At 72.6% G+C, this 9307-nt stretch carries 6 protein-coding genes; 2 read left to right on the top strand and 4 right to left on the bottom strand.

The genetic code is table 11. The features are described 5' to 3' along the window. Positions 1-23 precede the first annotated feature (23 nt). Positions 24-3533, bottom strand: coding sequence for an NB-ARC domain-containing protein (locus tag BHU15_RS07015; protein WP_079127963.1), 3510 nt, complete (start codon positions 3531-3533; stop codon positions 24-26). 134 nt (positions 3534-3667) lie between these two features. Beyond that, entirely contained in the window at positions 3668-4063 is a 396-nt protein-coding gene (locus tag BHU15_RS07020) for a GNAT family N-acetyltransferase (protein ID WP_069626369.1), read from the bottom strand. A gap of 58 nt (positions 4064-4121) precedes the next feature. On the opposite strand from BHU15_RS07020, the gene BHU15_RS07025 reads away from it, so the two are divergent. Together BHU15_RS07025 and BHU15_RS40010 are read left to right on the top strand one after the other, a co-directional pair. Beyond that, positions 4122-4814: an ABC transporter ATP-binding protein gene (locus tag BHU15_RS07025; protein ID WP_255293045.1), complete on the top strand. Its 693-nt coding sequence runs from the start codon at positions 4122-4124 to the stop codon at positions 4812-4814. Then, on the top strand, positions 4811-6385 hold the full coding sequence (locus BHU15_RS40010; protein WP_069626371.1) for a hypothetical protein: 1575 nt from the start codon (positions 4811-4813) through the stop codon (positions 6383-6385). The genes BHU15_RS07025 and BHU15_RS40010 overlap by 4 nt, the downstream gene beginning before the upstream one ends. A 125-nt stretch (positions 6386-6510) precedes the next feature. On the opposite strand, the gene BHU15_RS07035 is transcribed toward BHU15_RS40010, so the two are convergent. Together BHU15_RS07035 and BHU15_RS07040 are read right to left on the bottom strand one after the other, a co-directional pair. Then, positions 6511-7404, bottom strand: coding sequence for a S1 family peptidase (locus BHU15_RS07035; protein WP_069626372.1), 894 nt, complete (start codon positions 7402-7404; stop codon positions 6511-6513). Positions 7405-8359: 955 nt separating this feature from the next. Continuing rightward, positions 8360-9106: an SDR family oxidoreductase gene (locus BHU15_RS07040; protein ID WP_069626373.1), complete on the bottom strand. Its 747-nt coding sequence runs from the start codon at positions 9104-9106 to the stop codon at positions 8360-8362. Positions 9107-9307 lie beyond the last annotated feature (201 nt).

Consider the following 9307-nt stretch of genomic DNA (forward strand, 5'->3'; position numbering starts at 1 on the left):
CCACCGGTCTCCGGGCGTCCTGTTCACACACGCAGTGCGAACAGGTACAGCCCCCGTTCCCCGGCCGCCGCGACGACGCGGCCGTCGGGCCCCCACAGACACGAGTGCAAGGGTCCGTCGACGCGCATCAGGGTGGCCACCCGCTCCGTGGCACGGTCCCAGATCCGCAGCGTCCCCTGCGCGTCGGTGGTGGCGAGCCGGGCGCCGTCGGGGGCGACGGAGACCGACGTCGCTCCGTCGGCGTGGGCGGTGAGGACCGACGTACACGCCCCGCCGGCCCGGTCCCAGACGCGTACCGTCATGTCCTGACCGGTGGTGGCGAGCCAGCTGCCGTCGGACGCGACAGCCACCGGTCCCGCGTCGCACGCGGCCACGGTGAGCGTGCACGCGCCGCTCGCCCGGTCCCAGGTACGCAGCGTGCCCTGCGCGTCGGTCGTCGCGAGCCAGGTGCCGTCCGGTGACACCGTCACCGACCGCGCCCCGCCGGTGTGCCCGGTGAAGGTGCCGGTGCTCGTACCGCTCGCCCGGTCCCAGATCCGTACCGTCCCCTCGGCGCCGGCGGTGGCCAGCCAGGTGCCGTCCGGCGCGATCGCCACCGGTTCCTCCCCGTCGGTCTCGGCCGCCGGGATCGTCGTGCTCGCACCGCTGGCCCGGTCGTGGATCCGCAGGGCGCGCTCCTCGCCCCGGGTGGCGATCCAGCCGCCGTCGGCGGAGACCGTCACCAACTCCATATGCCGGACGGGGGAGTTCGGGGCGACCTCGGGTCCGCCGCCGGTACGGTTCCAGATCCGTACCGTCCTGTCGTCGCTGGTGCTGGCCAGCCACGTGCCGTCCGCCGCGAACGTCACCGACTCCACCCGCCCGGCGTGGCCGGTGAGTACGGCGTCGCAGCAGCCGGTGGTCCGGTTCCAGACGCGTACGGTCTGGTCGTCGCCGGCGGTGGCGACCCAGGTCGCGCTCCGGGAGAACGCCACCGACCGCACCGGACCGGTGTGGCCGGTGAGCACGGCGGTGCACGTGCCGCTGTCGGGGTTCCAGATCCGCGCTGTTCCGTCGTCGCCGGCGGTGGCGATCCAGGTGCTGTTCTCCGAGATGGTCACCGACCGGATCGTGTCGGTGTGCCCGGTGAGGGTGGCGGTGAAGTTCTTCGTGCGGCGGTTCCAGAGGCGTACGGTGCCGTCGTCGCACGCGATGGCGATCCAGGCGCCGTTCGGTGCGACCGTCACCAACTCCACCCGCCCCGGCGGATCGTCGAGAGCCGCGGTGCACACGGCTTCGTCCTGGCAGGTGATGCGCACCTTCCTGCCGTAGCTCATGAAGGTGAGCCACGTCCCGTCGTTCGCCCTCGTGACCCGCCACACACCGCGGGTGTCGCCGTTCGTGAACGAGCTGATGGCGGGTCCGCCCGCGGGGTTCCAGACGCTCGTCTGCCTGTCGCTGGCGAGGGCGACCTCGGTGCCGTCAGGCGAGATCGCCAGCGACCTCACCGACTGCGCCATGTCATCGACGTTGGGGGTGACGATCTTGCCGGTGGCGGTCCCGCCGACGGGGTCCCAGACACGTACCTTGTCCGTGCCGTTGGCGGTGGCGATCCATGTGCTGTCAGGGGCGATGGCCATCGACTCCACCGGATTCCGCCGGCCCCTCGGCCTTGTGAGCGTGGTGGTGCAGATGCCGGTGGCGGGGTCCCAGATCCGTACCTCGGCGGTCCCCTCGGTGGTGGCGAGCCAGGTGCCGTTCGGCGCGATCTCCAACTGGCCCACCGGGCCGGTGAATCCGGTGAGCGTACGCAGGAGCGCGGGCACCGGGAGGTCCGGCGGCGGCCACGCGTTGACCAACACCGGCTCCGGGGGCGGCGGTTGCTGCCGCGCGGCCACCTGGCCGGCCCAGAGCGGGAGACCTTCGAGGCGGCTGTGCAGGACCGACGTCAGCGCCCGCGCGGGCTCGGTGGGGGTGAGCAGATGCGCGGCCTGCGCGATGGTGTGGGCGCGTGCGGCGGCGGTGGGGCTGCCGATCCGGGTGAGATCGCTCCAGGGGGCGGTGGGACCGCGCTGCGCCAGCCGCGTCTCCACCCAGCGCAGATCACTCGCCACGGCTTCGGCGAACTCGGCCCGCCCTGCCGCCAGCAGATGCTCGATCAGATGATCCAGCAGATAGCCCTCCCGCAGTTCCCACCACGCCCTGCCCGGATCCGGTGCGCCGGTGGCCAGCGGCCCTGCGGCGGGCAGGTCGTCGGCGACGGCGTCGACCAGCCGGGCATGGACGGTGTCCAGCGCCGCCTCGCCCAGCTCACCGGCCAGGTAGTCGCGGATCACGTCGTGCAGGGTGATCCGGCCCTCGCTCTCGGCGGACAGCGACAGCAGCGACAGCCGTTCCAGGTCCGCGCACAGGGCGCGGGACCGCGCCTCGGTGAGACCGCCGGTCACGCGCCACAACCGCGCGACGAGGGACAGCGGCACCGCCTCGTCCTCCGCGAACACCGCCAGCTCCGCGAAGCGTTCGGCGCCTCCCGGAGGCAGCAGCGTGGTGGCCGCCTCGACCGTCGCCCGCACCGCCCGGTTACGGCGTTCGGGATCGTCCAGGTCGAGGGCGCCCGGCGTACGGTCCACGACCGCGGGCCCGCGCGCGGACAGCTCCCGCAGCATGTCGGTGGCGGCGGTGGTGACGTCGGCGCCGGTGGACACCTGCTCCGCGATGAGCCGGTTCGCCAGGCGCAGCAGCAGGGCCCACCGGCCGGTCGCCCGCAGCAGAGCCTCCGTGATGTCGTCCGGCAGGGGCGGCAGTTCCCAGGTCAGGACGGCCCGCGCCTGGTCGGGCGACATCTCGTCGACCGGGATCGACCGGGCGCCGGGCGGCAGCAGCGAGGGGATACGGGTCGTGACCAGCCGTACGCAGCGCTTCCCGCCGCGCAGGAACGGGGCGAGCTGCTCGCTCTCCCACACGTCGTCCAGGACCAGCAGCGTGCGCGGGCGCTGGTTCAGCAGCCGGCCCAGATGGGCGCCGGCGAGAGCGGGGTCGTCGAACTCCTCGGTGTTCCCGGTGATGAAGCGGGTGGCCTCGGCCACCTTCGCCGCGATCGCGGCCCGGCCGCGTACGTCCCGGCCGATGGTGACGGTGTACACCCGGCCCCGGAACCGCCGCCGTACCCGGGGGTTGGCGCACACGACCCCGGCCAGCGTCGTCTTCCCGAAGCCGCCCGCGCCGGACAGCGAGGTGGTGATCCCGACGGCCCCGCCGCTGCCGCACACCGCCGCGACGACGTCGTCCCCCTGTCCCCGGTCGACCACCCAGTCGGCGACCGGTTGCGGCTCGGGCGGCGGCGGGTCACCTGCCCCGGCGGCGGGTTTCTCCTGCCGTACGGCCACGGCGGCGGCGACCAGGACCGCCAGCAGGGCCGTACCGCCCACCGATTCCCAGGAGTTGCGCCGCAACAGATCCAGGACGCCGGGCCAACGGGCGTCCGACGTCGCGGCGTTGGCCGCCAGCGCTCCCAGCACGGCCAGTGCGACACCGGCACCGGCCAGCAGCACCATGCATGTGACGCGTCCTCGCACCCGTACTCCCGTGTACCCCGTGGTCCGACCGGCCCCGACACTATCGGCGACAACGGGCGCCCGGCGGCGAGTTGCCCGCTCGGGGCGCGACGGGGTAAGAGCGCTCGGAGTGGTCAGAGCGCGATGAGACCGGCGCTCGTCGGTCTGAACCCGCAGGCGTCGAAGTAGAACGCCCGCAGGTCGTCGTCGAAGTCGACGTGCAACCACTCGCACCCCGCCGCGCGGGCCTCTCCGGCGGCCGTGGCGACGAGTTGGGCGCCGATCCCCGCCCGCCGCAGATCACCGCTGACCACGGTGTCCAGGACGAACGCGTGAACGCCCCCGTCCCACGCCACGTTCACGAATCCGACGAGCCGGCTCCCACGCCACGCGCAGACCCAGCCGAGACTGTGCCGGCGCACCCGCGCCAGCCAGTCGATGTCGGGTGTCCGATGGCCGAAACCCTCGGCGTGCAGCGCGTTGACGGCCGCGTTCTCGAAGTCCCCCCGCCATTCGTACGTGATCGTCATGCCGCGAGCCTAACCACCCCTCGCGGCCCTCGAACCGACCGCGGGTACCGTTGCCGACATGGGATTACCGCACGCGCAGGCGGTCCCCGGCGACGCCGGTGGTCCGGGAGGAGAAGTGACCGGAGTTCCGGTGATCGCGGCGGACGGGGCCACCGTCACGCTCGGCGACACCACGCTGCTCGCACCCACGACGTTCGCTGTGCGGCCGGGCGAGTTCTGGTGTGTCACCGGCGGCAACGGTTCGGGCAAGACGACACTCCTGCGCGCCTTCCTGGGCAGCCGCAGGCTGACGGCCGGTACGTGCTCGGTACGGGGCGAAGCCGCCGACCTGGCGAAGCCCTCGCACCGGAGGTCCGTGGCCTCGCTGGTCGACACCATCCCGTTCGCCCGGGACATGACGCTGCGCGAGCAGGTGACCCTGGTCGCCGCGTCCTGGTACGGCAACGCCCCGGAGACCGCCGAACGGGCCGGACAGCTCATCGAGCGGTTGGGACTGTCCTCGCTGGGTGAACGGTTTCCCCACCAGGTCTCGTCCGGTCAGCTCCAACTCTTCAGCCTCGCCCTGACGTTGGTGCGCCCCGCCGATGTCGTACTGCTCGACGAGCCCGAGCGGCATCTGGACTCCGACCGGGTCGGGCTGGTGGCCGCGCTGCTCACCGAGCGGGCGAAGGAGGAGGGCACGGCGTTCCTGGTCGCCACCCACGAGGCCGCGCTGGTCAACCTGCGCGACGGCCGCGTGGAGCTGGGATGACCACGCACACCACCGCCTTCCCCGACCGCGACAGCGGGAGCGACACCGACGCCCGGACGCGCGTCCACGCCGTACGGCAGCGCTACGCCCGCCGCGGCGACCGCGCCACGGTACGTGGCCACGCGTACCCCCTCTATCTCGTCGCGTTGTTCGGCGTCTTCTACCTGGTCCCGATGGTCCACGCCCGGAGCACGTCCCCGGCGCTCATATCCGTGGGGTCCCTCACCGGGGCGACGCCGGCGGTCTGCGCGCTCGCGGTGGCGGCGTGCTGGGGTGCCCAACTCGCGGGCCGTTTCTGGGGACCGCTGGTGATCCAGCCCTTCCTGCTGCACGTGTTCATGTCCACGGACCTCTCCCCGGCGCGCTACCTCGGCGGCATCGCCCGGCGCCGACTGGTGTACGCGGGCACGGTCACGCTGCTGGCGGCGTGCGCGGCGGCGTACCTCGCGACCGACCTGTTCGGTCAACTCGGCACCGCGCTGCGGGGCTTGGCGGTCATGGCCGGGATCAGCGCCCTCGCCCCGGTCGCCTGGCTGTGGGGTCAGGTCCGCGCGGTACGCGACAATCTCGTGCTCGCCTCGGCGGCGGGCGCCGTGGCACTCGCCGTGACCGCCGTGAGCCGCTCGGCCCCGGACGGTGCGGCGGCCGGGCTCGGACTGTGGCTCGTGGGCGCCGTACTGGCCACCACCGCTGCGGTCGTCGGACGGGCGGCCTTCCGCTCGATCCGTGACGTCGACCTCGCCAGGCTCGCCCGCGAGTCGGCCCGCGCCTCCCAGGCCCAGGCGTACGCGTGGACGGGCACGCTCCACCACGCGCTCGACCTGTACCGGCCGGAGCCGCGCGGTCTGACCTCCGCGCTGATCCGCCCGGACGGGCGCCTGCGCGGATATCTCGCCCAGGGGGCCGTCCGCGCGCTCCGGACGCCCGGTCGCGCGAGCGCCGCCGTGGCGCTGCTGCTGGTCGGCGGTGCCGCGCTGGCCCACGGGGTGGCCGGACGGGAGAGCGGCGGCGTGGCGTCCGTGTGGTGGACGGCCGGGGCGATCTGCGTGTATCTGGGCTCCGGTTGGGTGGGCGAGACCTGGCGCGGGCTGCGCGACGAGCTGACCATGGCGCCGCTGTTCGGCGAGTGGTGGGGCGGGACACTCGCCCGCGCGCTGGCCTGGCCGGTCGTCGCCGTGACGGTGGGAGTGTGCCTGGGCGGTGGCCTCGCGACCGTGACCCGGTGGCCGGAGCACGGCGCGCCCCCGGTGCACGCGGTTCTCCTTGTGGCGGGCTCGGTGGTGCTCGTACTCGGTGCCAGATTCCTGCGCGAGATGAAGCTGCATCTGCCGCTCGAACTGCTCCTCCCGATCATCACGCCGCTCGGCGATCTCTCCGGACTGCGTGTCGTGGCCTGGCAGTTCGACGGGCTCGTCGCCGTGGTGATCGGTGTCGCCGTGATGAACGCCGTCTCCTCGCCGCTCGTCGCGACCGCACTCGCGGTCGGCGTCGCGGCCTGCTGCGTCTGGACGGGCCTGCGCCGGACGGGGTGGGCGCACAGGGGACTGCTCACCCGCCTTCGCCGCGCGTAGCACCGGGGCGCCACGCGCGTACGCGCGACGACGACGACGGCGGACCGCGCCGAAGCGCGGTCCGCCGGTGGTGCGTCACTCCACGGGTGTCCCGAAGGGCCGGGGAGAGGGGTGCGTGGCGCGTACTAGAGAACCGTGGCGCCGTAGACGCTCAGGGCCTCCGTGACGGGCTGGTAGAACGTGGTGCCACCGGAGGAGCAGTTGCCGCTGCCGCCGGAGGTGAGGCCCAGCGCGGTGTTGCCGGAGAAGAGCGAGCCACCGCTGTCGCCCGGCTCGGCGCAGACGTTGGTCTGGATCATGCCGTACACGATGCCGCTGGCACCGTAGTTGACCGTGGCGTTGAGGCCGGTGACCGAACCGCCGCGCAGCCCGGTGGTGCTGCCGCTGCGCTGCACGGACTGGCCCACGAACGCGTTGCCCGCGGACGTGATGTCCCGGTACGTACCGTTGTACAGGTAGACACGACCGTCGGCCGCACTCGGGTTCGAGTGGCGGATGATGCCGTAGTCGTTGGTCGGGAAGCTCGTCCCGGTCCGGGTGCCTATGGACCAGCTGCTGCTGATGTTGGTGCAGTGACCGGCGGTCAGCGCGTGGGCCACGCCGCCGACGGACACGTTGAAGCCGAGCGAACAGCGGCTGCCGCCGGTGGTGATGGCCTCGCCGCCGGCGATCAGCGGGCTGAACTTCCCGTTGGTGCGGTTGACCGTCAGCTCGGCCTTGGAGTCCGCCAACGCGCTCTTGACCTCGGCCAGTTCGGCCTTCGACACGGTGCTGTCGATGGTCACGACGATCTTGCCCGTGCTGGCGTCGGTGTACCAGGCGGTGCCGGCCACGTCCGCTTCGAGCACGGCGGCGCTGGCGTCGGCGAGCTGCGTGGCGTTCGCCTTGACCTCGGGGGCCGGGGCGGCGATGGCCGAGGGGGCCGCGAGCGCGACGGCGGTCACCAGACCGGACGCCACGGCGACGAGCCGCGCCCGTCTGGGCGTGCCGTTGAGCGGGGAGAGGCGCTTGAAGATCACGAGATCCTCCGGTGGTAGTGGGGGATGGACAGCCCGTCCGGTAGGGCGGGCAGTCGGTGCGTACGGGTCCCCGACCAGTGGTTGCTGGGCGTGGACCTGTCAATCTGCGCGATCGAATGGTTGACGGCTACGGCTCCGGACGCAAGGACGAGTTCCGGTCCCCGGGCGGAGAGCCGCCCCGGCGGGTCGGACGGCCCGCGCCCGACCGCGCGCCGGGGCGCGCGCCGGTGTCTTTCCGGCTTTACTGCAAAGCGTGGGCGCACTACGGGGTGCGGTGGGTCCGTGCCGGAAACGCCCGTGACGGGCAGTGGGTTTGAGCCTGTTTGCAGTCTCTTTGCATTTGATTGCAACGGGTTACATGACGAACACACGCGGTTTGCCGACCGTTTGGCACCTCGTTACGGCTGATGTGTATGGCGCCCGATGAGGCATCTGGGTCGGACGGTGCAACTGGCCTCTACTGCGGCATTCACTCGGCTTTCGAGGGACTTTCCTGAGCGTTCCGCATGGCCGAATCTTGAACTCCGCCGCCGCGATCCTTCCGCTTTCAGACCTGAATACGTCCGGAGGCGCGCTCTTGCGGAGGGTCATCCGGATGTGCAGCCGTAGGGCCGCCGGTCCGTTCCGTGCGCCACCGGCTGCTCCACGCACGCGCGGGCCGGGTGCGCACGAAGCGGGTGTGCCCTAACGTCCACGATGGTTGCCGTAGCAAAGTGAACATATGTGAGGCCCGGGACCGGCCATAGGCGTCGGCTCCCAACAGCCGCCTCTGCTCAGCCGACTTGAGCGCCGGTACTCATGCTCGGTGCCGCCTTGCCACGCCGACATCGACGCACCGGGGGCGCGGGGGCGTTCGCTCTCGCGTACGCGGGGGAGCGCTCGCCGGTCTCGTCCGCGCCGACGACGGCTCCACGACGCTCGACCCGAAGGCGGCACGTTTCACCGTCGAGTGAGGTCAGGCCACCAGCTGCTGGCCACCGTCGATGTCGTACGTCGCGCCCGTCAGCGCTTCGTTGCGCATGATGTGCAGAGCGAGAGCGGCGACGTCCTGCGGGCCGACGACCCGACCGATGGGGAGCGAGGCGCGGAGTTCCGCACGCCGCGCTTCGAGCTGATCGCCCAGAAGCGCGGCCGACAGCGGGGTGTCGACGAACCCGGCGGCGATGAGGTTCACCCGGACCGGCGCCAGTTCGAGCGCCAGACTCGCGGTGAGGGCCGGGAGCGCCGCCGTCAGGGCCGATGCGACGGTCCCGCCCTTGCCCGGTCGCCGGGCGCCGGTGCCGCCGATGAACAGCAGTGTTCCCGCGTCCCGGACCTTGCCCCGGCTGTACTTGGCCGTGCCGAGCGTCATGGCGAGGCGGTCGCCGAAGTGCCGGCCGGTCTGTTCCAGGTCCATGTCGGCCAGAGGCGCGTACGACGGGCCGCCGGCCGTCGATATGACGTGGTCGACCGGGGCGGGCAGGTCGGCGAAGAACCGCTGGAGTCGGTCGGTGTCGGTCGCGTCGAGCGACGCGGTGCTCAGCGGCTGTATCTCCGCCGCCGCTCGCTCCAGTCGCTGTGGATCCCGCCCGACCATGACGACCTGGCCCCCGGCCGCCCGCACTTGACGGGCGGTTTCGAGCCCGATCCCGGAACTCGCGCCTATCACCACGACGGTCTGGTCGGCCAAGTCCTGGTGTGGGTCCGGCTTTCCGCCCGTCATCAGCGCCTCCCATGATCCGGTCGGGGGCAGCGAGGTGGCGGAGCGGGAGGGCCGCGCCGTCCCGCCGGTGCGCCGGCTCGGCGATCGCCACCGCGCGTGGCCGCAGAGTGTTCTACCTGTCGAAAGTACCGCGCACGGCTGTCCCTCACCACCGGGAACCCCGTTCCCCGCCCCGCCGCTGAGCCGCCGGGCCCGGCGGCT

This window comes from Streptomyces niveus (assembly GCF_001723055.1).
GTDB lineage: Bacteria > Actinomycetota > Actinomycetes > Streptomycetales > Streptomycetaceae > Streptomyces > Streptomyces niveus.

Excerpts from the sequence above, each read along its gene's own strand:
- BHU15_RS40010 (WP_069626371.1), top strand. The coding sequence starts at position 4,811 with ATGACCACGCACACCACCGCCTTCCCCGACCGCGACAGCGGGAGCGAC.
- BHU15_RS07015 (WP_079127963.1), bottom strand. The coding sequence starts at position 3,533 with ATGGTGCTGCTGGCCGGTGCCGGTGTCGCACTGGCCGTGCTGGGAGCG.
- BHU15_RS07020 (WP_069626369.1), bottom strand. The coding sequence starts at position 4,063 with ATGACGATCACGTACGAATGGCGGGGGGACTTCGAGAACGCGGCCGTC.
- BHU15_RS07040 (WP_069626373.1), bottom strand. The coding sequence starts at position 9,106 with ATGACGGGCGGAAAGCCGGACCCACACCAGGACTTGGCCGACCAGACC.
- BHU15_RS07025 (WP_255293045.1), top strand. The coding sequence starts at position 4,122 with ATGGGATTACCGCACGCGCAGGCGGTCCCCGGCGACGCCGGTGGTCCG.